Raw genomic sequence first — 23,841 nt, 5'->3', positions numbered from 1 at the left:
GCGACGCGATGCAAACCAACCTCGCGGACTTCATTCGCAATACACCCGACGGCGACGAAGCCGACGCCATTCTGCGCAATTGCGTGCATTGTGGTTTTTGCACGGCCACCTGCCCGACCTACCAGATACTCGGCGACGAACTCGACGGCCCACGCGGGCGCATCTATCTGATCAAGCAGATGGTGGAAGGCGCACCGGTCACACGCAGCACGCAGGTTCACCTCGACCGCTGCCTGACCTGCCGCAGTTGCGAGTCGACCTGTCCATCGGGCGTGCAATATGGGCGGCTGGTAGAAATCGGCCGCAAGATCGCCGAAGAAAAAGTAACGCGGCCGCTGCGTCAGCGGCTCACGCGCCGCCTGCTGGCGAGCGTCGTGCCGAACAGCGCGATTTTCACGCCGACCATGAAACTCGGTCAGCACTTTCGCCCTCTTCTGCCGAAGAAGCTGCGCGACAAGGTGCCTGCGCGTCAACGTCCGCTCGAATGGCCGAGCGCGAAACATCCGCGCAAGATGCTGATGCTGGCCGGTTGCGTGCAACCATCGATGATGCCGAACGTCAACATCGCGACCGCGCGGGTGCTCGACGCGCTCGGCATCGAAACCGTGATTGCACCGGATGCCGGCTGCTGCGGCGCGATCCGCCTGCATCTCGGCTATAACGATGAAGCCCTCGACGACCTGCGCGCCAACCTCGACGCATGGTGGCCTTACGTCGAACAGGGCGCCGAAGCGATCGTGATGAACGCGTCAGGCTGCGGTGCAACGGTCAAGGAATACGCGCACCTGTTACGCCACGACCCGGCTTACGCGGAAAAGGCGCGCCGCATCGTCGAATTGACCCGCGACATCTCGGAGATCCTGCCGGAGTTCGAAGAAGCACTGGTCGCGCAAACGCGCCGCCGCTCGGTTCACACGGTCGCCTTTCATCCGCCCTGCACGTTGCAACATGGTCAGCAGGTGCGCGGCAAGGTCGAGCATTTGCTCACCGCGCTAGGTCTCGAAGTGCGCCTTCCCGCCGACAGTCATCTGTGTTGCGGTTCGGCCGGCACGTACTCGCTGACCCAGCCCAGGCTCTCGTACGCGCTGCGCGATCAGAAGCTCGAGCGCTTGCACGCGCAGGAGCCACAGGTGATCGTGTCGGCGAATGTCGGCTGCATTGCGCATTTGCAAAGCGGCACACCCACGCCAGTCGCGCATTGGATCGAGTTGGTGGAACACATGCTGTCCGTATAATCCAGTCATTGCCTTCGCTGGACTACCGGTTCCGTTCCATGCCCGATCTGATTCACAATCTCGCAGCGGTGCAACAGCGCATCGCCGTGGCCGCGCAGGCGGCCGGACGCGACGCGCGTTCGGTCACGTTACTCGCGGTCTCCAAGACCTTTCCTGCCGAAGACGTGCGCGCCGCGCACGCTGCCGGTCAGCGTGCGTTCGGTGAAAACTACGTGCAGGAATCGCTGACCAAGATCGAAACGCTGGCCGATCTGCGCGCGTCGCTCGAATGGCATTTCATTGGCCCGCTGCAATCGAACAAGACGCGGCCCGTCGCCGAGCATTTCGACTGGGTGCATTCGGTCGACCGGCTGAAGATCGCACAGCGGCTGTCCGAGCAACGTCCTGAGAACCTGCCGCCGCTGAATGTGTGCTTGCAGGTGAACGTCAGCGGCGAGGCATCGAAAAGCGGCGTGAGTATTGCCGAAGCGGTCGAAGTCGCGCAGCAGATCGCTGCGTTGCCGAAACTGAATCTGCGTGGGCTGATGGCCATTCCCGAGCCTGCCGGCGACATCGAAGCACAACGCGCACCGCATCGTGCATTGCGCGAATTGTTCGAGCGTCTGTGTGATGACGGGCTCGAACTCGACACGCTGTCGATGGGCATGTCGAGCGACCTCGAAGCCGCCGTGCTGGAAGGGGCGACGATCGTGCGGGTCGGCACCGCGATTTTCGGCGCACGGGATTACTCTAACTAACCCTGGTGGGCCTCCGTGGACCTCAAGGGCTCTTCACCGAACCTCATCCGGAACATCATGAAAATTGCTTTTATCGGCGGTGGCAACATGGCCGCTGCGTTGATCGGCGGCCTTATCAAACGTGGCGTCGCGCCCGCTGACCTCTACGCGATCGATCCCAACGAAGACGCGCGCAAGCGCAATGAAGAGCAGTTCGGCGTGCGCACCGGCGCGTCGGCGGACCAGGCGCTCGCCGCGTATGACGCCGTGGTGCTGGCGGTCAAACCGCAAATCCTGAAGAGCGTCGCCGAGTCGATCGCGCCGCATCTGACTGCATCGCAACTAGTCATCAGCATCGTCGCTGGAATCCGGATGGACGACATGTCGCGCTGGTTGAACGGCCACGGCCGCATCGTACGCGTGATGCCGAATACCCCGGCGCTGATCGGCATGGGCGTGACGGGACTGGTCGCGACTGCTGGCGTCGACGAAGCGGGGCGCGCGCTTGCATCGCAAGTACTGGGCGCGGTCGGCGACACGGTCTGGTTCGACGACGAAGCAAAGATCGACGCCGTCACCGCGATCTCGGGCAGCGGACCGGCCTACGTGTTCTATTTCATCGAAGCGTTGCAGGAAGCCGCGCGCCAGCTCGGCATGGACGACGCGCAAGGCCGCGCACTCGCTGTCGCGACCTTCACTGGCGCCGCGCAACTGGCCGCGAATTCCGACGAGCCGCCGAGCCTGTTGCGCGAACGCGTGACGTCGAAGGGCGGCACGACGGCGGCGGCGCTCGCATCGTTCGACGCGAGCGGGATCAAGGATGCGATCGTGCGTGGCGTGCTCGCCGCCGATGCTCGCGCGAAGGAAATGGGCGACGAGTTTGGCAAGCAGTAAGGGAATTGAAGCGCAGGTCGGCGCTTCAAGCCTCGTGATGCGTGACAGGCAGGAAATCGATCAGCCGTAGGACGCTGCCGCCTCAGGTTCGAACCAGGGCGGCGCCTACGGCACTCAATGTGCGTGCGTGGCGGAGCAAAGCGCTCAACCCGCGGCCATCAGATAATGCGCCGCAATTCCGACAAATAACGCACCACCCAGCCAGTTGTTATGCCGGAATGCCGCGAAGCACGCCATCCGTTCGCGCTTGCGAATCAGCGTGTAGTGATAGATCGCGCAGCCTACGGCGGCCGCCCACCCCAGCCAGTACAGCATGCCGAAACCCAGCATCACGCCGATGCCGACGTAAATCCCCAGCGTCACTGCATAGCACAGCATGATCGCCGCAACGTCGAAACGGCCGAATGTCAGCGCCGATGTGCGAATGCCGATCTTGATGTCGTCGTCGCGATCGACCATCGCGTATTCGGTGTCGTACGCGACTGACCAGAACACATTGGCCAGCAGCATTACCCACGCAAGCATCGGCACGTGGCCCTGAATCGCGGCGAACGCCATCGGAATGCCGAAGCCGAACGCGATGCCGAGATACGCTTGCGGAATCGCAAAGAAACGCTTGGTGAATGGGTACGAGCCAGCGACAAACAGCGCCGCGACCGAGAGCTCCTTCGTCAGCGTATTCAGCGGCAGGATCAGCAGAAATGCGAGCAGCGACAAACCCGCTGCCAGCGCCACCGCTTCCCATGCCTTGATCTTGCCCGATGTGATCGGCCGATTTTCGGTGCGCTTCACGTAGCGGTCGAAATCGCGGTCCGCGTAATCGTTGATCGCGCAGCCTGCGGAGCGCATCAATATCGTGCCCACGGTAAAAATTACCAGCAGTGGCCACGACGGATGCCCGTCGGACGCAATCCACAGCGCGTTGAGCGTCGGCCACAGCAGCAGCAGGCTGCCGATCGGCTTGTCCATGCGGACGAGCCGCAAATACAGGGGAAGTCGGGCGAACATGGGCGGATTCGGTGAAGTGCGGAGACGGGTGTCGCTATTTTACGGGATGCGGGGAGCGAGCAAGTTTCAGGCGGGCGGGACGCGCTTGGCTTGGCTTGGCTCGGCTTGACTTGACTTGGCTCGGCTCGACTAGCAAAAAACAAACGCGTTCGAACGCAAACCCCCATCGCCCTCCACGCGGCAATAAAAAAGCCGCTCCGAAGAGCGGCTTCATCAGCAGACACGGGCCACGAACAAACCCGCCGCCGTATCAGTCGTCCAGCAACGACAAGTCGCGCACGGCGCCCTTGTCAGCGGACATCACCAGCTTCGCATACGCCTTGAGCGCCGCCGACACCTTCCGCGGACGCACCTTCGAAGGCTTCCAGCCCTTCGCGTCCTGCTCTGCGCGGCGCCGCGCCAGCTCTTCGTCGGACAGCAATACGTTGATTGTCCGGTTCGGAATGTCGATGCGGATCTTGTCGCCATCGCGCACCAGACCGATCGCGCCGCCGGCTGCCGCTTCAGGCGAGCAATGACCGATCGACAGACCCGACGTACCGCCGGAGAAGCGGCCGTCCGTCAGCAGCGCGCAGGCTTTGCCCAGACCCTTCGACTTGATGTAGCTCGTCGGGTAGAGCATTTCCTGCATGCCAGGACCGCCCTTCGGACCTTCGTAGCGGACGATCACGACGTCGCCAGCCTTGACCTTGTCGTTCAGGATGTTCTCTACCGCCTCGTCCTGCGATTCGGTGACGTGCGCCGTGCCTTCGAACACCAGAATGCTTTCGTCGACGCCCGCCGTCTTCACCACGCAGCCGTCCAGCGCGATGTTGCCGGTCAGCACAGCCAGACCGCCTTCCTTCGAGAATGCGTGCTCGTACGAACGGATGCAGCCTTCGGCGCGATCCGTGTCGAGGCTCGGCCAACGCGTGTTCTGGCTGAACGCGACCTGGGTCGGAACGCCTGCCGGACCCGCCTGATAAAACGTGCGCACAGCTTCGTCCTGCGTACGGACGATATCCCACTGATCCAGCGCGTCTTTCAGCGTCGGCGTGTGCACGGTCGGCACGTCGGTGTGCAGCTTGCCCGCACGGTCCAGCTCGCCGAGGATCGCCATGATGCCGCCCGCGCGATGCACGTCTTCGATGTGGTACTTGTTCGTGTTCGGCGCGACCTTGCACAGTTGCGGCACGATACGCGACAGACGGTCGATGTCGTCCATCGTGAAGTCAATTTCGGCTTCGCGTGCAATCGCCAGCAAGTGCAGGATGGTGTTGGTGGAACCGCCCATCGCGATGTCGAGCGTCATCGCGTTTTCGAACGCCTTGAAACCCACCGAGCGCGGCAGGATGCGTTCTTCGTCATGCTCGTAGTACTGGCGAGCCAGTTCCACGATACGGCGGCCCGCGCGCTTGAACAGTTGCTCGCGATCCGCGTGCGTGGCGACTACCGTGCCGTTACCCGGCAGCGACAGGCCCAGCGCTTCGGTCAGGCAGTTCATCGAGTTAGCCGTGAACATGCCCGAGCACGAACCGCAGGTCGGGCATGCCGAGCGTTCCACTTCGGCCACGTCGGCGTCGGAATAGGACGAGTCCGCTGCGATCACCATTGCGTCGACGAGATCGAGCTTCTTGAACTCGAGCGTCTTCGTGACGGGATTAGCCAGCTTCGTCTTGCCGGCTTCCATCGGGCCACCCGATACGAAGATCACCGGAATGTTCAGACGCATTGCGGCGATCAGCATGCCCGGGGTGATCTTGTCGCAATTGGAGATGCACACCATCGCGTCCGCGCAGTGCGCATTGACCATGTATTCGACCGAATCCGCGATGATGTCGCGGCTGGGCAGCGAATACAGCATGCCGTCGTGGCCCATGGCGATGCCGTCGTCGACGGCAATGGTGTTGAATTCTTTGGCGACGCCACCCGCAGCTTCGATTTCGCGCGCGACGAGCTGGCCGAGATCCTTCAGGTGCACGTGGCCGGGCACGAACTGGGTGAACGAATTGACGACCGCGATGATCGGCTTGGAAAAGTCTTCGTCTTTCATGCCGGTGGCGCGCCACAGCGAGCGTGCACCCGCCATATTGCGGCCAGCGGTGGTGGTTCTGGAACGGTATTCGGGCATTGTGGTTGTGGGAGAAATATCGCAGTAAGGAAGCGGGCCGTGGGAATAAAGGCCCTCGCGCGCCCGTGCGAACAACCTTGTGAGCCGCGCTCTGGGCAAACGCCGATTATCCCACAGGCGGTAGGGGTGTGTCGGTCAAGGGGGCGATGGTGAGGTGTTCAACCTCTTTACACGCGGGATCGATACCCGCTTGGGATCCGATCGGATACGAAATGGACTGTCGTCCCACGCCGCGCGAGTTCGGACACGCCCAGTCTTACGGTTCTCGTCCTGAAGACAATTACTGTTCACCCGATGAGAATAGAAAAAACCCTTTGAGAAACAAGTCTCAAAGGGTTGTAGTCGAAATACCAGTATCCAGAAGAGCAAAGCCAGATCGCTAACAGGTCAAGCGATAGGCTTGCAAACAAGCAAAGCAGTTACCGTTTCAACTCGACATCCTATCCGCACGTCGCGACGCGTTTGTCGCGCGATCCAGCGGTCCGGCGGTCCGGCTCAACCTCAAGCCAGCATCGAACGCAACATCCATGCGGTCTTTTCATGCGTTTGCATGCGTTGCGTCAGCAGGTCGGCGGTCGGTTCGTCGTTGGCGGCTTCCGTCGACGGGAAAATCTCGCGGGCGGTGCGCACCACGGCTTCCTGACCTTCCACCAGTTGACGGATCATGTCTTCGGCAGCCGGCACGCCGTCCGCTTCCGGAATCGACGACAGCTTTGCGAATTCCTTGTAGCTGCCCGGCGCGTGAACGCCCAGCGCGCGGATACGTTCAGCGATCGAATCGACCGCCAGCGCCAGTTCGTTGTATTGCGTTTCGAACATCAGGTGCAACGTGTTGAACATCGGACCCGTCACGTTCCAGTGGAAGTTGTGGGTCTTCAGGTACAGCGTGTAGGTGTCGGCGAGCAGGCGCGACAGACCTTCTGCGATCTTCTTGCGATCCTTGTCGCTGATTCCGATATTGACGTGCTGTACGGCTGCGGCTTCTTTCTTGGCCATGATGACTCCTTTGAAGAGTGATACGAACCGGTCGGCAAAATGACGGTTTGCATAAAGCGAACGCGACACATCGAACGCTCGACAGTTTAGCCTGAAATCCGCGGCATTCGTGTGTACCGTGGGCACCTGCCGCACTCGCGGTACGGCTGCAATCAGCCGCCCAGTGTGTGTTGCAGCGCCTGTGCGACGACCACCGCGAAACCGCCCGTGACGATCGCGAATCCCACTGTCTTGCGCCAGATCAACGCGGTTCGTTGTGGTGCGCCGCGGGCGGCATGGCTTGCGGCTGGCGAGCCAATTGTGGCCATCATCATCTGGATCATGAGCGTACTCCGGGTTCGTATCGATACCAGCGGGACGCCGTTGCATCCCGCTTTGCTGCGTTTACTTCAGTGAGTTACCTGCTGCTTTCCTGCAATTCGGCCAGCGCGGCGATCACACCTTCCGCATACGCCGGGTCGGCACGCCGAAAATGCTCGATCTGCCGTGCGACGATTTCCTGCGGCACGCCGTTGATATGGCGCGCGATATTGCCGAACAGACGCTGACGTTGCGCGTCGTCGAACAGCGCGAACAGCATGCCCGGCTGCGTGTAGTAATCGTCGTCCGCGCGATGGTCGTAGCGATCCACGGTGCCCGCTGCGAGCGGCGGCTCCGACGCGTTCGTGTCCTGAGCGAAGTCGCCGAAACGGTTCGGCTCGTAGTTCACGTTGCCGCCGAGATTGCCGTCGACGCGCATCCCGCCGTCGCGATGGAACGAGTGCGGATTCGCTACCCGCGACGCGTTCACCGGGATCTGGTGATGATTGATGCCGAGGCGATAACGCTGCGTGTCGCCGTATGAGAACAGACGGCCCTGCAACAGACGATCCGGCGAAAAACCAATGCCCGGTACGACGTTAGCCGGCGTGAACGCGGCCTGCTCGACATCCGCGAAATAGTTCTGCGCGTTGCGGTTCAATTCGATCGTGCCGACGTCGATCAACGGATAGTCTTTCTGCGACCACACTTTCGTGATGTCGAACGGGTTGAACCGATACGTCGCGGCTTCCGCTTCCGGCATGACCTGAATCGCGAAGCGCCACTTCGGGAAATTGCCCGCGTCGATGTTGCCGATCAGATCGCGCTGCGCGCTCTCACGGTCTTGCGCGACGACCTGTGCGGCTTCAGCGTCGGTGAAGTTCTCAACGCCTTGCATCGACTTGAAGTGGAACTTCACCCAGAAGCGCTCGTTGTTCGCGTTGATGAACGAGTACGTGTGCGAACCGAAGCCGTGCATCTGGCGGAAATTTTGCGGGATGCCGCGATCACTCATCAGAATCGTGACCTGATGCAGCGATTCCGGATGACGCGCCCAGAAATCCCAGGCGGCGACATTGCTGCGCAGGTTGGTGTAGGGGTCGCGTTTTTGCGTGTGGATAAAGTCCGGAAACTTCAGCGGATCGCGAATGAAAAACACCGGCGTGTTGTTGCCGACCACGTCCCAATTGCCCTCTTCCGTATAGAACTTGATCGAGAAGCCGCGCACGTCGCGCTCGGCGTCGGCGGCGCCACGCTCGCCGGCCACCGTCGAAAAGCGCATGAACAGCGGCGTTTCCTTGCCGACCTCGGCGAACACCTTGGCCTTCGTGTAGCGCGAGATGTCGTGCGTGACCTTCAGCGTGCCGAAGGCGCCCGAGCCTTTGGCGTGAACGCGGCGCTCGGGAATCACTTCACGATCGAAGTGAGCGAGCTTTTCGAGCAGCCACACATCTTGCAGGACGACCGGACCGCGCACGCCGGCGGTCATCGAATTCTGGTTATCGGCGACCGGGGCGCCAGCGGCATTAGTGAGCTTCTGTTCGGACATGCGGAACTCCTGCTTGATTTTTATCGGATGAGATTGGGGAGAGGCACGGCACACGGATGCCTGACATCGATGCGTTGCGGCCTGACGGCCTGCTTCGCGTTTTTACGTACCTAACAGCGCTTTACGCGGCTTCACGTGGCTTTACGCGGACAACGCCCGATCGACCAGCAGCGACAACGCGACCGTGCGCATACCCCGCAATGTCGCGGCGAAGCTGTCAGCGGCGGCGCTATCCGGTTGTGCGGCGAGGGCCTGAACTTGCTGGGGATTCGGTTGCGTCATGATTTCCTCTTCGGTCTTGTTGGACTGGGATCGGGCGATCCATGGAGGAAACTATAACAATGCTATCGAACTATCGTGTTTGATTAATTTTATCTATTCGATAGGTAATTGGGGCATTACCCGTCACGCAGGGTAATCGCCGGGCTGTCTGCGTGGACAATGTGCAGCCAGCCCAAGACAAGGCAACGCGAAAGCATGGCCTGCAAGACTACCGATCAGTTGACCGCGACCGGCAGATCCAGCTTCTTGACGCCCGGCAGTTCGCACGCGTTGATCGCGTCGCAGATAGCCTCGATAGCGGGCATCCGCGTGAAGCTCTTACGCCACGCGAGCACGACGCGGCGATCCGGTACGGGTTCGTCGAACGCGACATAGCTGAGCAAGCCGGCGTCGATCCCGCCCGCGTGCGGCTTCACCTCATGCACCGACATGCGCGGCAGCACGGTAATGCCGACGCCGCTCGCGACCATATGGCGAATCGTTTCCAGCGACGACCCTTCGAACGTCTTCTGAATCCCGTCGGCGTTCTGAGAAAAACGCATCAGTTCCGGGCACACGCCCAGCACATGATCGCGGAAGCAATGACCGCTGCCGAGCAGCAACATGGTTTCCTGCTTCAGATCGTCAGCGTCGATTTTCTGGCGGTTTTCCCATGCATGGCCCGACGGCAGCGCGACGACAAACGGTTCGTCATACAGCGGACGCAGCATCAGCCCGGTTTCGGGAAACGGCAGCGCCATGATGGCGACGTCGATTTCGCCCTGCTTCAGCAGTTCGATCAGCTTGAGTGTGTAATTTTCCTGCAGCATCAGCGGCATCTGCGGGACGCGCTTGATCATCTGCTTGACGAGGGTGGGCAGCAGATACGGTCCGATCGTATAAATCACGCCGAGCCGCAGCGGTCCGACCAGCGGATCTTTACCCTGCTTCGCAATTTCCTTGATGGCCAGCGTCTGCTCGAGCACGCGCTGGGCTTGCGTGACGATCTGCTCACCGATCGGCGTGACGCTGACTTCGCTCGTACCGCGCTCGAAAATCTGCACGTTGAGCTCGTCTTCGAGCTTCTTGATCGCCACCGATAAGGTCGGCTGGCTAACGAAACACGCTTCAGCAGCCCGGCCAAAGTGCCGCTCGCGGGCAACCGCAACGATGTATTTCAATTCGGTGAGCGTCATTCGGGGACCAATCAGTGTATTGAATTCGATAGGTTCTAGTTATACACCGATAGGGTCGGTTCGCCAACCTCTGGTTTCGGGCGTGCGCGCGGGCGATCCTGGCGGGCGGCAGGCCAGCGCCGGGTTGCCACATCCTGAACTCCCGCCGCGCGTAGCGCCCATCGAACCCGATGTCGCATCCGATGTCACATCACGCCTTCAGATACTGCTCGCGCGCGCCGAGCCACCGCGCCAGATGCTGCAGCACCACTTCCGGATACTTGTCGAGCAAAGCGGCAGCCGCCTCGCGGGCCGGTTCGATCAGCCATTGATCGTTCTCGAGATCGGCAAATCGCAGCATCGCCGCGCCCGATTGCCTCGCGCCCAGAAACTCGCCGGGTCCGCGAATTTCGAGGTCCCGGCGGGCGATCTCGAAGCCGTCGGTGGTTTCGCGCATGGTTTGCAAGCGCGCGCGTGCTGTCATCGACAGAGGGCCGGTGTAGAGCAGCACGCACACCGACGCCGCGCTGCCGCGCCCGACCCGTCCGCGCAACTGGTGCAACTGCGCGAGGCCGAAGCGCTCCGCGTGCTCGATCACCATCAGCGACGCGTTCGGCACGTCGACGCCCACTTCGATCACCGTCGTCGCGACCAGCAACTGCACTTCATTGCGCGTGAACGCGTCCATCACGGCGGCCTTCTCGGCGGGCGCGAGCCGTCCATGCACGAGCCCGACCTTCAGTTCGGGGAGCGCGGCGACCAGCGTCTCGTAAGTCTCGACTGCGGTCTGCAACTGCAAGGTCTCGCTTTCCTCGATCAGCGGACACACCCAGTACACCTGACGCCCTGTCAGCGCCGCCTCGCGCACGCGGCCGATCACCTCTTCGCGGCGCGCGTCGGAAACGAGCTTGGTCAGGATCGGCGTGCGTCCGGGCGGCAATTCGTCGATGGTCGACACGTCGAGGTCGGCGTAGTAGGTCATCGCAAGCGTGCGTGGAATCGGCGTCGCGGACATCATCAGTTGATGCGGCTGGAAATCGCGTGCGCCGTCGGCGGCGTTCTGCGCCTTGGCCCGCAACGCGAGCCGTTGCGCGACGCCAAAGCGGTGCTGTTCGTCGACGATCACGAGCCCAAGACGCGCGAACTCGACCGCGTCCTGAATGATGGCGTGCGTACCGATCACGAGTTGCGCGGTGCCGAGTGCGGCGGCTTCGATTGCCGCGCGTTTTTCGCGGGTCTTCAGACTGCCCGCCAGCCACGCGACGGAGACGCCGAGCGGCTCCAGCCAGCCGCGCAATTTGCGCGCGTGCTGTTCGGCGAGGATTTCGGTCGGGGCCATCAACGCGGCCTGGTAGCCGGCGTCGATCGCCTGCGCGGCGGCGAGCGCGGCAACGATCGTCTTGCCGCTGCCGACGTCGCCTTGCAGCAGACGTTGCATCGGATGAGGCTGGGTCAGATCCAGCGCGATCTCGCCGCCGACGCGCTCCTGTGCCTTGGTCAGCGCAAACGGCAGCGCCTTCAGCAGACGCGCGACCAGCGCCGCTTCGTCGCCCAGCTTGCGACGCGGCATGGCCGGCGCGGCGCGCGTGCGGCGCTCGTCGTGTGCGCGTTTCAGCGACATCTGCTGCGCGAGCAACTCTTCGAACTTGATGCGCACCCACGCCGGATGGGTGCCGTCGATCAACGCAGTTTCGTCGGACTGCACACCCGGATGATGCAGCGTGCGCACCGCGTCCATCAGCGACGGCACGCCGAGCGGCTCCATATAAGCCCGCGCAATCGGCTCGGGCAGCAATTCGGGCAGTGACGTACGCGCCAACGCGTTGTCGATCGATTTACGCAGATACGCCTGCGTCACACCGGCGGTGCTCGGATAAACCGGCGTCAGCGCCTGCGGCAGCGGCGTGTCTTCATCGACGACGCGCACGGCCGGGTGGACCATCTCCATGCCAAAGAAACCACCGCGCACGTCGCCGCGCACCCGCAGCCGCGCGCCGATCGCCATCTGCTTGACCTGCGAGCCGTAGAAATTCAGGAAGCGCAGCACGAGTTCGTCGCCGGCATCGTCGTGCAGTTTCACCAGCAACTGACGGCGCGGGCGATAGGCGATCTCGTTGTCGAACACGACGCCTTCGGTCTGCGAGATACCGCCTGGCAGCAGATGCCCGATGGGCGTCAACGAGGTTTCGTCCTCGTAGCGCATTGGCAGATGCAGCACGAGGTCGATATCGCGCGTGAGGCCGAGTTTGGCGAGCTTGTCGACGGTTGTGACGGGCGCCTTGGCGGCAGATTTCGTGGCGGACTTCGAAGTAGACCTGCCCGCGGGTCTGCCTGCCGGTTTGTCGCCGAATTCGTTCGGCGGGTTGTCACTCGATGCGTCACCCGATGTGTCGGCCGATGCGTTACCCGAGAGGTCGCCCGGCGCGTCTCCCGGGTTCTGCGCCGACGCCTTACCAGGCTTGCCGTCTTCAGACGCGGCTTCGCGCGTCCGTACCGTCAATCCGGCGGCCGCCCCACCCTCCTGCGCCCCGCTATTCCGCGCGACGCGGCGCTTCGGTTCGGCGCTCTCTTCATCGTTAGCGGAGGGCAATCGGCGGTCGGACAAAGGCATGGGCTGCTTCGCAAGTACAATATCGGCTGTCAAAGGGTTCGCACGCCATACCGCGCGCGGGCTCGCGGGCTGTTCAGCGTCCCGCAATCATAGCCGTCCGGCTTAAGCTTCGGCTCAATTCAGTCTCAATTCGCATCCAGTCGTTCGCATGCTTACGCTTTCCGATTTCGATTTCGATCTGCCACCCGAGCTGATCGCGCAAGTTGCGCTACCCGAGCGTAGCGCCAGCCGCCTGCTCGAGGTGGAGAACTCCGCTTCAGCCGACACCGCGCGTCTGATCGACCGCCGTTTTGCCGAATTGCCCGAGTGCATCGCACCGGGCGATCTGCTGATCTTCAACGATACCAAAGTCCTGAAGGCGCGCTTCCTCGGCCAGAAGGCCAGTGGCGGCAAGGTCGAAGTGCTGGTAGAGCGCCTCACGGGCGAACGCACGGCGCTTGCGCAAATCCGCGCGAGCAAGAGCCCGCAGCCGGGCACCACGATCCGCCTGGCCGATGCGTTCGACGTCACGCTCGGCGAGCGCGTCGAACCGTTCTACACGCTGCATTTCCCCGACGACTGCCTGACGCTGATCGAGCAATTCGGCCGTCTGCCGTTGCCGCCGTACATCGAGCACGACCCCGATTCGACCGACGAAACCCGCTACCAGACGGTGTTCGCGCAAAACCCGGGCGCGGTCGCGGCCCCCACCGCCGGTCTGCATTTCGACGACGGGCTGCTCGCAAAACTCGACGCCCGCGGTGTGGAGCGCGCGACGCTCACGCTGCACGTCGGCGCGGGCACGTTCCAGCCGGTGCGGGTCGAAAACCTCGACGAACACAAGATGCACAGCGAGTGGTATCACCTGCCGCAGTCGCTCGCCGACAAGATCGCGGCGACGAAAGCGCGCGGCAATCGCGTGATCGCGGTGGGCACGACCTCGATGCGCGCGCTGGAAGCCGCCGCGCGCGACGCCGACGCCGCGGGCCGTCCGCTGGGCGCCGCGAGTACTGAGACTGATATTTTCATCACGCCGGGGTATAAGTTCCGCGTGGTCGACCGGCTGGTGACGAATTTCCATCTGCCCAAGTCGACTTTGCTGATGCTGGTGTCGGCGTTCGCGGGCGTGGAAACGATTCGCGCCGCCTATCGCCACGCGATCGAGCAGCGGTACCGCTTCTTCAGCTACGGCGACGCGATGCTGCTGACGCGTCGCGACGGCTGAACGCCCGGCCAACCGCCCGACACGCTCTACCGCCGCCGTTTCAAGTTTTTGCAGTTCCTCTGCCGCCGCGAGCCCTTCCGGCGGCGTTTCAACATTTGCGCCGGACTTGTCGACCGGAGTTGGCGCTTTAGCGGCTACTCCGGTCCCACGCAAAGCGCTTTCCGGTAGCACAGGAGTTCTCTAGATGACCGACGGTCACATCAGCAGCACGCGCGCCGATCACGGCGCGTACCTCGGCGATCACGTCCGCCCCGAAAACGGCCTCAAATTCGAACTGCTCGGCACCGACGGCCAGGCGCGCCGCGGCCGTGTCACGCTGAATCACGGCGTGGTCGAAACGCCGATCTTCATGCCGGTCGGCACCTACGGCACGGTGAAAGCGGTCCAGCCGCGCGAGCTTGAAGAGATGCACGCGCAGATCATTCTCGGCAACACGTTCCACCTTTGGCTGCGCCCGGGTCTCGAAACCATCGAGGCGCACGGCGGCCTGCACCGCTTCATGGGCTGGAACAAGCCGATCCTGACCGACTCCGGCGGCTTCCAGGTGTTTTCGCTCGGCGATCTGCGCAAGATCACCGAAGATGGCGTCACGTTCGCATCACCGATCAATGGCGACAAGCTGTTCCTGTCGCCCGAAGTGTCGATGCAGATCCAGAAGGTGCTGAACTCGGACATCGTCATGCAATTCGACGAATGCACGCCGTACGCAACCAATAACGTGCCGACCTCGCATCAGGAAGCGGCCGATTCGATGCGCATGTCGATGCGCTGGGCACAACGCTCGATCGACGAATTCAAGCGTCTGGGCAACCCGAATGCGTTGTTCGGCATCGTCCAGGGCGGCATGTTCGAAGATTTGCGCGACGAATCGCTGGCAGGTCTCGCCGAGAAAGATTTCCACGGCTTCGCAATCGGCGGTCTGTCGGTCGGCGAGCCGAAGGAAGACATGATGCGCGTGCTGAACCACATCGGTCCGAAGCTGCCGGCCAACAAGCCGCACTACCTGATGGGCGTCGGCACGCCGGAAGACCTGGTGGCGGGGGTGGCCGCCGGCGTCGACATGTTCGACTGCGTGATGCCGACCCGCAACGCCCGCAACGGCTGGCTGTTCACCCGTTTCGGCGACATCAAGATCCGCAACGCCGCGCACAAGAACTCGCTGCGTCCGCTCGACGAACAATGCGGTTGCTACACCTGCCGCAATTTCACGCGCGGCTATCTGCATCACCTGCACCGGGTCGGCGAAATCCTCGGCGCGCAGCTAAATACGATTCACAACCTGCACTACTACCTCGAACTGATGCAGGAAATGCGCGATGCCATCGACGCAAAGATGTTCGAGCCGTTCCGCAAACGCTTCCACGAGAACCGTGCACGCGGCATCGAACAGGCACCGTGACAAGACCCGGCAGCAGTTTCCGCAGAGGATTTCGCGGTCGTGGCCGGAGAAAACCTTACAATTAACTTTCGTTGGCCAGTGTAAAAGGCATAAACGGTTGATCGCAAAGCCGATTCCCCGTGCCGACGCTTAACGGGCCGGTGGTAGAATAATCGGCTGATTTTTTTGATCGTTTGACTGATAACGGAGAGACCAACGTGTCGTTCATTTCCAATGCCTTTGCCCAAGGCACAGCAGCAGGTGGCATCGAATCGAACCTGATGAGCTTCCTGCCGCTGATCCTGATGTTCGGCGTGCTGTACTTCATCATGATTCGCCCGCAAATGAAGCGCCAGAAAGAGCACCGCAACATGCTCTCCGCCATGGCTAAAGGCGACGAAGTGGTGACGAACGGCGGCATCGTGGGCAAGATCACCAAGGTGGGTGAAGCTTACGTCGGCGTCGAAATCTCGGAAGGCACGGAAATCACCGTGCAAAAAGCGTCGATCACGACGATTCTCCCGAAGGGCACGATCAAGTCGCTGTAAGGCCGGCTCTCTCGCGTCCGGCGCGGCCTCGCGGCGATCCACGGCAACCCTGCTGAATCGCCCGCGCTCATCGCCGGACGCATCGCTTCCAAGCCAACCTTCCCGTTGGACCACTCATGAATCGTTACCCCCTCTGGAAATACGCCGTGATGCTGGTGGCTCTGGTCATCGGCCTCGTGTACACGCTGCCCAACCTGTTCGGCGAAGCGCCGGCGGTGCAGGTGTCGAGCGGCAAGGCAACGGTCAGGCTCGACTCGACCACGCTGGCCGCGGTCGAAGCCGCGCTCGCCGCCAATCAGATCAAGCCGGACGGCGTCACGTTCGACAACTCGTCGACCAACGCGAACATTCGCGTGCGTCTGCCGGACACCGACACGCAATTGCGCGTGAAAGACTTGCTGCAGAAGTCGCTGAACGCCGACCCGACCGATCCGCAATACGTCGTCGCACTGAACCTGCAAAGCGCGTCGCCGAACTGGCTGACCGCACTGCATGCTCTGCCGATGTATCTCGGTCTCGATCTGCGCGGCGGCGTCCACTTCCTGCTGCAGGTCGACATGGCCGGCGCGCTGAACAAGAAGCTCGATTCAGACGCATCAGACGTGCGCACGCTGCTGCGTGACAACAACGTCCGCGATGGCGGTGTGAATCGCGTGAATCAGTCGGTAGTGGTCAATGTGGCCGATCAGGCTACGGCGGACGCGGCGCTGAAGCTGCTCGGCCGTGGCATCAGCGAACTCCAGTGGGCTACGCAGCCGGGTCAGGACGGTGGGTTGCAACTGGTCGGCACGTTCACGCCGGCCGTGCAGCGTGCGGTGCAGGACGCCGCGCTCAAGCAGAACATCACCACGCTGCATAACCGCGTGAACGAACTCGGCGTCGCCGAGCCGGTGATCCAGCAGCAAGGCGCCGACCGCATCGTGGTCGAACTGCCGGGCGTGCAGGACACGGCGAAGGCGAAGGACATCATCGGCCGTACGGCAACGCTCGAAGCGCGCCTCGCCGATCCGAACAATCTGCATCCGAACCCGAACGACCCGGTTCCGCCGGGCGACGAACTCTTCACGCAAGGCAATCAGGCGCCCGTCATGCTGCGCAAGCAGGTGATCTTCACCGGCGACCGGATTATCGACGCGTCGGCGGGCTTCGACGAGCATCAGCGTCCGTCGGTCAACATTCGTCTGGATTCGGCCGGTGGCCGTGCCGTGGCGAGCGTGTCGCGCGACAACATCGGCAAGCCGATGGCAATGGTGCTGTTCGAGAAGGGCAAGGGCGAAGTGCTGACGGTGGCGACCATCCAGTCGGAACTGGGCGACCGCTTCCAGATTACCGGCCAGCCTAACCCGCAGGCCGCCGCCGACCTCGCGCTGCTGCTGCGCGCCGGTTCGCTCGCGGCACCGATGGAAATCATCGAAGAACGCACGATCGGCCCGAGCCTCGGCGCGGACAACATCAAGAAGGGCTTCCACTCGGTGGTGTGGGGCTTCGTGGCAATCGCCGTCTTCATGGTCGCGTACTACATGCTGTTCGGCGTGATCTCGGTCATCGGCCTGTCCGTGAATCTGTTGTTGCTGGTCGCGGTGCTATCGATGTTGCAGGCCACGCTCACGCTGCCGGGTATCGCCGCTATCGCGCTCGCGCTCGGTATGGCGATCGACGCCAACGTGCTGATCAACGAACGGGTGCGTGAAGAACTGCGCCACGGCGCGCCGCCGCAACTGGCTATCCAGAACGGTTACGCGCACGCATGGGCAACGATTCTCGACTCGAACGTCACGACGCTGATCGCCGGCCTCGCCCTGCTCGCATTCGGCTCCGGCCCGGTGCGCGGCTTCGCGATGGTCCACTGTATCGGCATTTTGACGTCGATGTTCTCGGCGGTGTTCTTCTCGCGCGGTCTCGTCAATCTCTGGTACGGCGGCAAGAAAAAGCTGAAGTCGCTCGCGATCGGTCAGGTGTGGCGTCCGGAAACGGCACCCGCAGGCTCGAACGCTTACCTCGGTAGCGACGACGCCGCAACCGACACCGCGCAGGCTGTCGCCGCAGTGACCAAGAGCAAGTCGAAGGCGCAGCAAGCCGTCGCGCAGGCACGAGGTGGCAAGCCGACCGTGCGTCGTCGTAATGCGTCGGGCACGTCTGGCCAGCCGGCGGGTTCGTCGAATACGCCGCAGAAACCGGGTTCATCCCGCTGAGTCCCGGAGAACAAGACCATGGAATTTTTCCGTTTTCGCAAAGACATTCCGTTCATGCAGCGTGCGTTGATCTTCAACGCAATCTCGCTGCTGACGTTCGTTGCCGCTGTGTTTTTCCTTGTGCATCGCGGGCTGCATCTGTCGGTGGAATTCACCGGCGGTACGGTCATCGAGGTGCAGTATCCGGGCGCTGCTCCGCTGGATCCGGTGCGCGGCACGTTGTCGAGGCTCGGCTATGCCGACGCTCAGGTGCAGAACTTCGGCACCTCGCGCGACGTACTGATCCGTCTGCCGCTCAAGCAGGGCTACACGTCAGCGCAACAGAGCGACCAGGTGATGGGCGCGCTGAAGACCGACACCCCTGAAGTGCAATTGCAGCGCGTCGAGTTCGTCGGCCCGCAGGTCGGCAAGGAACTCGCCACCGACGGTCTGCTCGCGCTCGCCTGCGTGGTGGTCGGGATCGTGATCTACCTGTCGTTCCGCTTCGAATGGAAGTACGCGGTGGCCGGCGTGATCGCGAACTTGCACGACGTGGTGATCATTCTCGGCTTCTTCGCGTTCTTCCAGTGGGAGTTCTCGCTGTCGGTGCTGGCTGCCGTGCTGGCGGTGCTCGGCTACTCGGTGAACGAATCGGTCGTTATTTTCGACCGGATTCGTGAAACCTTCCGCCGCGAACGCAAGATGACGGTGACCGAAGTCATCAACCACGCGATCACCAGCACGATGTCGCGAACCATCATCACGCACGGTTGTACACAGATGATGGTGCTGTCGATGTTCCTGTTCGGCGGCCCGACGTTGCACTACTTCGCTCTGGCGCTGACGGTCGGTATTCTGTTCGGTATCTACTCGTCGGTGTTCGTTGCTGCGGCGCTGGCCATGTGGCTCGGCGTGAAGCGCGAAGATCTGGTGAAGGACAAGAAAGATAGCGCGGATCCGAACGACCCGAACGCGGGCGCGCAGGTCTGAGCCTGCTGTTGAGGTAGACGTTGCAAAGCAGAAGGCCGGTTCTTTCGAACCGGCCTTCTGCGTTTACCGCTGTCGTGCAACCTGCATCAGCATCAACGGAAACCCAGCTTGCGACGCGCCGCGATCAACGCCACAAGGCTCACCACCGCCGCAAAAATCATGTAGTAGCTCGGCGCGGCCTTCGAGCCCGTCACGTTGATCAGCCACGCGATGATGAACGGCCCAAAGCCGCCGAAAATCGTCACTGCAATGTTATAGGCGAGCGACATCCCGGTCGTGCGCGTCTGCACCGGAAACATCTCCGACAGTAGACCCGGCAACGCGCCGAAGTAGCCGGTCATCAGAAAACCGAACACGATCTGCAACGCGATCAGCGTGCCGAAGGTCGGATGCGCGACCAGATACACGAAGGCCGGATTGATCAGCACGAGCAGCAGCACTGCCGAGCCGAGCATGATCGTCGTGCGCCCGTGCCGATCCGACAGATGCCCGACCACCGGCGAGAACACCATCTGGATCACACCAATCAGCGCAATCGCCGAGAACGCCACTGACGGCGCGAGTCCCAACTGCTTCACGCCATAGGTCGGCATGAACAGCACGAGATAGGTCGACACGGTCCCCAGCACCACCACGCCGATCGCAATCAGCAGTCGCAGCTTCTGACTCGCGAAGGTATCGCGCAGCGGTGTGTCCGTCGTTTCCGCCGCGAGGAACTCGGGCGTCTCATCGAGCTTCGTGCGAATGAACCAGGCGACCGGTCCGATCAGCAGACCGAAAAAGAACGGCACGCGCCATCCCCAGGTGTTCATCTGTTCGGGCGACAACTGACCGGTGAGCAACACCCCGAAGCCTGCGGCCAGCAGCGTGGTGAGGCCCTGGCTCGCCACCTGCCAGCTCGCGAAGAAACCGCGCCGCCCCGGTACATGTTCGGCGAGAAAGGCAGTCGCGCTGCCGAATTCACCGCCCGCCGAGAAGCCCTGCATCAAACGCGCGATCACGAGGATCACGGGTGCGGCCAGGCCAATGCTCCGGTAAGTCGGCAAGATGGCGATGATCAGCGTGCCGCTCATCATCAACAGGATCGACAGCGTCAGCGCGGCCTTACGTCCGGCGCGGTCAGCGTATGCACCGATGACGATCGCCCCGAGCGGTCGCATGAAGAACGACACGCCGAAGGTGCCGAGCGTCAGCAGCAGCGACACCGTATCGTTGCCGGCCGGAAAGAACAGCTTCGAGATGATCACCGCGAAGAAGCCGTACACCACCAGATCGAACCATTCCAGCGCATTGCCTATCGACGCTGCGACCACGGCGCGCCATGAACTCTGTCGACTCCCCGCGATGCTCGTTGCGGTCGTTGCATTCATCCAGATCTCCAGTTCGCGCGGAATATTTTTGATGCGAGCTTGATAGCCCTCATATGTCCGTACCGGATACGCGCATAACCGGTACGGTTTCAGCGCTCTATTTAACTTGAAAATTAATCCGACGCGAGTGGCAAATTGGAAGCAGTGCCGCATAAAGTTTTTAGTTCGCGCGGTATCAGGTTGCGCAGGTAATAAAAAAACCGCTTCATCGCCAACGCGAATGAAGCGGTTTTCGTGTTGCGGCGCAATGTGCGCGGCTATTAATACCGGTACTAAAGGCACATCAGACACGCTCATTCAAGACCGATAGAAACGCTTACTGCTTGATCCCTTCAGTCTGGATATGCAGCTTCGTCTGCATGCTGAAGCCGTATTTCGTACCGAAATCCATGCCGAAATCGGCGCGGTTGAATTCCGTGCTCGCTTCTACACCGCACACTTCACGCTTGAGCATCGGGTGCTGCATGCACTTGAACGATTCGATCTTCAGATTCACCGGCTTCGTAACGCCACGAATCGTCAGGTTGCCGATCACTTCGACCGGCTTGTCACCGTCGAACTTGATATCGGTGCCCTTGTAAGTCACCGAAGGATATTTGGCGACGTCGAAAAACGCGTCCGTCTTCAGATGCTCGTCGAGCTTCGCGTTGCCGGTATCGACCGACGCGGGGTCGACGGTCACCTCCACGGTACCGGTTTTGGCCGCGCGGTCGAGCGTCACCGTGCCGGAGCTTTTCGTGAACTTGCCGCGCCACACCGACAGACCGCCGAAGTGATCCGCCTCGAAGCTCGGGTACGTGTGGGTCGGGTCGAGCTGATAGGTGTCGGCGGCAAACGCGCCGAGCGACAACGACGAAGCCAGCGCGCCAACTGCGATCAACAGGGATGTCTTCAATTCATGCTCCTGGGTATCTGTAAAAAAGCCTCGCCCAAACCGCTCAGCGAGTATCACGACTTCACGAACGTCACTTGCTGGAAACGATATGAAATTTGATCACCACGTCGTCGGCGACCACCGACGTGTCTTTCCACTCGCCCGTGCCAATGTCGAATTGCAACCGCTTGATCGGCAATGAGCCGTCGAAGGTTTGCATCCCGCCCTGCTGGGTCACCGTGACGGGCACCGTCACCGTCTGCGATTTACCCTTGATGGTCAGCTTGCCCGTCACCTTGAACTGGTTGCCGCCCGCCGCTGCAATCGCGCTCGACACAAACGTCGCATTCGGATAAGTCTTTGCGTCGAACCAGTCCTTGCCGCGCACCTGGTCGTTGTAGCTCTCGTCGCCGAGATCATAGCTGCCTACGTCGATGGTCAACTGCGCGCTGCCCTCGGCGGGTTTGGCCGGATCGAACTTGATCTGCGCGGTGAATTTGTTGAACTTGCCTTCCACCGGCACGTTCATCTGCTTCGAGGTCGCCGTCACGGAACTCTTCGCGACATCGACCTGCGCGAGCGCGCTGCCTGCGGCGGTCAGCGAGGCCGCGGCGAATGCGGCGAGCATATAGCGATAAAACGAGACCTTCATGGTGTTCCTTTTATTTGAGGAAAGGGAGCATGCGCGACAACAGGCCGTCGCGATCCAGCCATTGATGTTTGAGCGCCGCCACGACATGCAGCGCGACCAGCACGAGCAACGTGTAATTCAGCGTGATATGGACGGTTTTCAGCAGTTCCTTGAGATGCGGGTCGGGTGCGATCAGACGCGGCAGCGGAATCAGCCCGAGGTACACCACCGGCACATTGGCCGCCGAGCTGTACAGGTAACCGGACGCGGGAATCGCGACCATCAGCACGTACAACAGCAGATGCACGAGATGCGCGGCACCTCGCTGCCACAGCGGCATGCGGCGCGGCATCGGCGGGGCGGCGTGACTGGCGCGCCACAGAATGCGCAGGATCGCGAGCGCGAACACCGTCACGCCGATCCATTTATGCCATGAAAAGTAACGCAGCTTGGTGGGCGTAAAGCCGGGAATATCGGTCATCACCCAGCCGAGCGCGAAGCCGCAAACGATCAGCAGCGCGATCAGCCAGTGAAACGCGATAGCCGTCCGCGTGTACGACTCCCTGCCGCCAAATGAAGGATTGAGTGCCATGACAGATCAACGCAAGCGAGAGTAGGTTAACGGCGCAACTTGCGCTGCTATTCCAGGACTTCCGTCGACGATGCGAACGGCATCGGCGGACAAAACCGGGGTCCAGGTTTGCTGCGGCGCGCTGCGGTACACGTCAAGGGCGCCATGCTACCCCAAGCGCACAAAGCTGGCTGGGCTGATCGGGCGCGGGGCTGGTCCGAATTTTGCAACCGGAGCATGCCACGCTTGAACAATTGGGGACGGAGAGTGTCGGAGCTATGTCAGATAATCTGGAACACGGTATAAGAACCGTTCCTACAACCCGATCGGTTCGTGTAGTCTGCGGACGAAGTCATGCCCCGCACGGCCCAGTAGCCGCGTTTGGTACTATGGCTCCCGACCCGCATTAGAAACCGGCCTTGCACGCTTCCCCTCACGTCGTTTGCCCTTCTGCCGTATGGAACATGACAACCTGATCGCGTGCCATGAATGCGATACGCTGTTCCGCAAGCCACGGCTTGTGGGGCGCGTGTCCGCTCGCTGTCCGCGCTGCGGCGCAACGCTCTATCGCGGCGTGTCGCGCAAGCTCGACACCATCTGCGCGATGACGCTGGCCGCGCTGATCACGTTCCTGATCGCGCAAGGCTTTCCGATCGTCGAACTCGAAACCAACGGCATCACGTCGGAAACCACCCTGTTCGGCGCCTTGATCGCGCTGTGGGGCGAGGACATGCAGATCGTCGCCGTGATGGTGTTCTGCTCGACCATCCTCTTTCCACTCACCGAACTGCTCGCGCTGCTTTACGTGCTGATCCCGCTGCGCGCGGGTTATGTGCCGCCCGCGTTCAACCGGGTGCTGCGCGCGATCCAGTTCGTGCGACCCTGGGGGATGATCGAAGTGTTCATGCTCGGCGTGCTGATCACCATCGTGAAGATGGTCAGTCTCGCGCGCGTGATTCCCGAGGCGGCGCTGTTCGCGTTCGGCGTGCTGACACTGATGTTCGCGGTAGTCGTCACGTTCGATCCGCGCGTGCTATGGGATCTCGCCGACGAACTGGGCGATCGCAGCCAGCGGCCCTTGCCGCGCACGTCGGCGGACAGCGCGGCGGTCGCGGTCAGTTCGGTCGCCGGTCCGCCCGCGCCGCACGATCTGCCAACGACGGCGCAAACCACTGCGCAGACCACCGCGCAACCGGACGCAAAGCCCGGTGCGCCAGGCGCGCTGCCGCCCGCGCCCCATCAGGGATGA

General features: G+C 62.0%; 21 protein-coding genes. 9 read left to right on the top strand and 12 right to left on the bottom strand.

Annotated elements, in window-relative coordinates; genetic code table 11:
• Positions 1 to 8 precede the first annotated feature (8 nt).
• From glcF to proC, 3 genes are read left to right on the top strand one after another with little or no spacing between them, the layout of a single operon-like run.
• On the top strand, positions 9 to 1,235 hold the full coding sequence (glcF, locus tag LMG28727_RS31585) for a glycolate oxidase subunit GlcF (RefSeq protein WP_201646233.1): 1,227 nt from the start codon (positions 9 to 11) through the stop codon (positions 1,233 to 1,235).
• 38 nt (positions 1,236 to 1,273) lie between these two features.
• Positions 1,274 to 1,972 (top strand): YggS family pyridoxal phosphate-dependent enzyme, encoded by a 699-nt coding sequence (locus LMG28727_RS31580; RefSeq protein ID WP_201646232.1) that lies wholly within the window; start codon positions 1,274 to 1,276, stop codon positions 1,970 to 1,972.
• Positions 1,973 to 2,029: 57 nt separating this feature from the next.
• Positions 2,030 to 2,845: a pyrroline-5-carboxylate reductase gene (proC, locus tag LMG28727_RS31575; RefSeq protein ID WP_201646231.1), complete on the top strand. Its 816-nt coding sequence runs from the start codon at positions 2,030 to 2,032 to the stop codon at positions 2,843 to 2,845.
• 144 nt (positions 2,846 to 2,989) lie between these two features.
• On the opposite strand, the gene ubiA is transcribed toward proC, so the two are convergent.
• The 8 genes from ubiA to recG form a co-directional block, all read right to left on the bottom strand.
• Complete coding sequence (gene ubiA, locus LMG28727_RS31570) at positions 2,990 to 3,853, bottom strand: 4-hydroxybenzoate octaprenyltransferase (RefSeq protein WP_201646230.1); 864 nt, start codon at positions 3,851 to 3,853, stop codon at positions 2,990 to 2,992.
• A gap of 250 nt (positions 3,854 to 4,103) precedes the next feature.
• Positions 4,104 to 5,963 carry a dihydroxy-acid dehydratase gene (ilvD, locus tag LMG28727_RS31565; RefSeq protein ID WP_201646229.1) on the bottom strand — a complete coding sequence of 620 codons (1,860 nt, stop codon included), beginning with the start codon at positions 5,961 to 5,963 and terminating at the stop codon, positions 4,104 to 4,106.
• Between the two features lie 501 nt (positions 5,964 to 6,464).
• Positions 6,465 to 6,959: a Dps family protein gene (locus LMG28727_RS31560; protein ID WP_201646228.1), complete on the bottom strand. Its 495-nt coding sequence runs from the start codon at positions 6,957 to 6,959 to the stop codon at positions 6,465 to 6,467.
• Positions 6,960 to 7,111: 152 nt separating this feature from the next.
• Entirely contained in the window at positions 7,112 to 7,282 is a 171-nt protein-coding gene (locus LMG28727_RS31555) for a hypothetical protein (RefSeq protein ID WP_201646227.1), read from the bottom strand.
• 74 nt (positions 7,283 to 7,356) lie between these two features.
• Positions 7,357 to 8,808: a catalase gene (locus LMG28727_RS31550; RefSeq protein ID WP_201646226.1), complete on the bottom strand. Its 1,452-nt coding sequence runs from the start codon at positions 8,806 to 8,808 to the stop codon at positions 7,357 to 7,359.
• A 141-nt stretch (positions 8,809 to 8,949) separates the two neighbouring features.
• Positions 8,950 to 9,090 carry a hypothetical protein gene (locus LMG28727_RS31545; RefSeq protein ID WP_201646225.1) on the bottom strand — a complete coding sequence of 47 codons (141 nt, stop codon included), beginning with the start codon at positions 9,088 to 9,090 and terminating at the stop codon, positions 8,950 to 8,952.
• A gap of 215 nt (positions 9,091 to 9,305) precedes the next feature.
• Positions 9,306 to 10,265 carry a LysR substrate-binding domain-containing protein gene (locus LMG28727_RS31540; RefSeq protein WP_201646224.1) on the bottom strand — a complete coding sequence of 320 codons (960 nt, stop codon included), beginning with the start codon at positions 10,263 to 10,265 and terminating at the stop codon, positions 9,306 to 9,308.
• Positions 10,266 to 10,455: 190 nt separating this feature from the next.
• Positions 10,456 to 12,855 (bottom strand): ATP-dependent DNA helicase RecG, encoded by a 2,400-nt coding sequence (recG, locus tag LMG28727_RS31535; RefSeq protein WP_201646223.1) that lies wholly within the window; start codon positions 12,853 to 12,855, stop codon positions 10,456 to 10,458.
• Positions 12,856 to 13,003: 148 nt separating this feature from the next.
• Between recG and queA the strand changes: the two genes are divergently transcribed.
• From queA to secF, 5 genes are all read left to right on the top strand, one after another.
• Positions 13,004 to 14,059 carry a tRNA preQ1(34) S-adenosylmethionine ribosyltransferase-isomerase QueA gene (gene queA / locus LMG28727_RS31530; RefSeq protein ID WP_201646222.1) on the top strand — a complete coding sequence of 352 codons (1,056 nt, stop codon included), beginning with the start codon at positions 13,004 to 13,006 and terminating at the stop codon, positions 14,057 to 14,059.
• Positions 14,060 to 14,243: 184 nt separating this feature from the next.
• Positions 14,244 to 15,458: a tRNA guanosine(34) transglycosylase Tgt gene (gene tgt / locus LMG28727_RS31525; protein WP_236592508.1), complete on the top strand. Its 1,215-nt coding sequence runs from the start codon at positions 14,244 to 14,246 to the stop codon at positions 15,456 to 15,458.
• 197 nt (positions 15,459 to 15,655) lie between these two features.
• Entirely contained in the window at positions 15,656 to 15,985 is a 330-nt protein-coding gene (gene yajC, locus LMG28727_RS31520; protein WP_201646221.1) for a preprotein translocase subunit YajC, read from the top strand.
• Between the two features lie 116 nt (positions 15,986 to 16,101).
• Complete coding sequence (secD, locus tag LMG28727_RS31515; RefSeq protein WP_201646220.1) at positions 16,102 to 18,177, top strand: protein translocase subunit SecD; 2,076 nt, start codon at positions 16,102 to 16,104, stop codon at positions 18,175 to 18,177.
• Between the two features lie 18 nt (positions 18,178 to 18,195).
• Entirely contained in the window at positions 18,196 to 19,146 is a 951-nt protein-coding gene (gene secF, locus LMG28727_RS31510; protein ID WP_201646219.1) for a protein translocase subunit SecF, read from the top strand.
• 92 nt (positions 19,147 to 19,238) lie between these two features.
• Here secF and LMG28727_RS31505 read toward each other — a convergent pair whose 3' ends face one another.
• The 4 genes from LMG28727_RS31505 to LMG28727_RS31490 all read right to left on the bottom strand — a co-directional run bounded on the left by LMG28727_RS31505 (position 19,239) and on the right by LMG28727_RS31490 (position 22,613).
• Entirely contained in the window at positions 19,239 to 20,516 is a 1,278-nt protein-coding gene (locus tag LMG28727_RS31505) for an MFS transporter (RefSeq protein WP_201646218.1), read from the bottom strand.
• Positions 20,517 to 20,832: 316 nt separating this feature from the next.
• The gene (locus tag LMG28727_RS31500) at positions 20,833 to 21,399 is read right to left on the bottom strand and encodes a YceI family protein (RefSeq protein ID WP_201646240.1); all 567 of its coding nucleotides are present in this window, start codon (positions 21,397 to 21,399) and stop codon (positions 20,833 to 20,835) included.
• 82 nt (positions 21,400 to 21,481) lie between these two features.
• A complete protein-coding gene (locus LMG28727_RS31495; RefSeq protein ID WP_201646217.1) occupies positions 21,482 to 22,042 on the bottom strand; it encodes a YceI family protein in 561 nt (186 codons plus the stop codon).
• 10 nt (positions 22,043 to 22,052) lie between these two features.
• Positions 22,053 to 22,613, bottom strand: coding sequence for a cytochrome b (locus LMG28727_RS31490; protein ID WP_201646216.1), 561 nt, complete (start codon positions 22,611 to 22,613; stop codon positions 22,053 to 22,055).
• A gap of 436 nt (positions 22,614 to 23,049) precedes the next feature.
• On the opposite strand from LMG28727_RS31490, the gene LMG28727_RS31485 reads away from it, so the two are divergent.
• A complete protein-coding gene (locus LMG28727_RS31485) occupies positions 23,050 to 23,841 on the top strand; it encodes a paraquat-inducible protein A (RefSeq protein ID WP_201646215.1) in 792 nt (263 codons plus the stop codon).

Origin of the sequence: Paraburkholderia metrosideri (genome assembly GCF_904848625.1) — a bacterium.
GTDB lineage: Bacteria > Pseudomonadota > Gammaproteobacteria > Burkholderiales > Burkholderiaceae > Paraburkholderia > Paraburkholderia metrosideri.
This window is presented reverse-complemented; position numbering and strand designations above follow the sequence as displayed.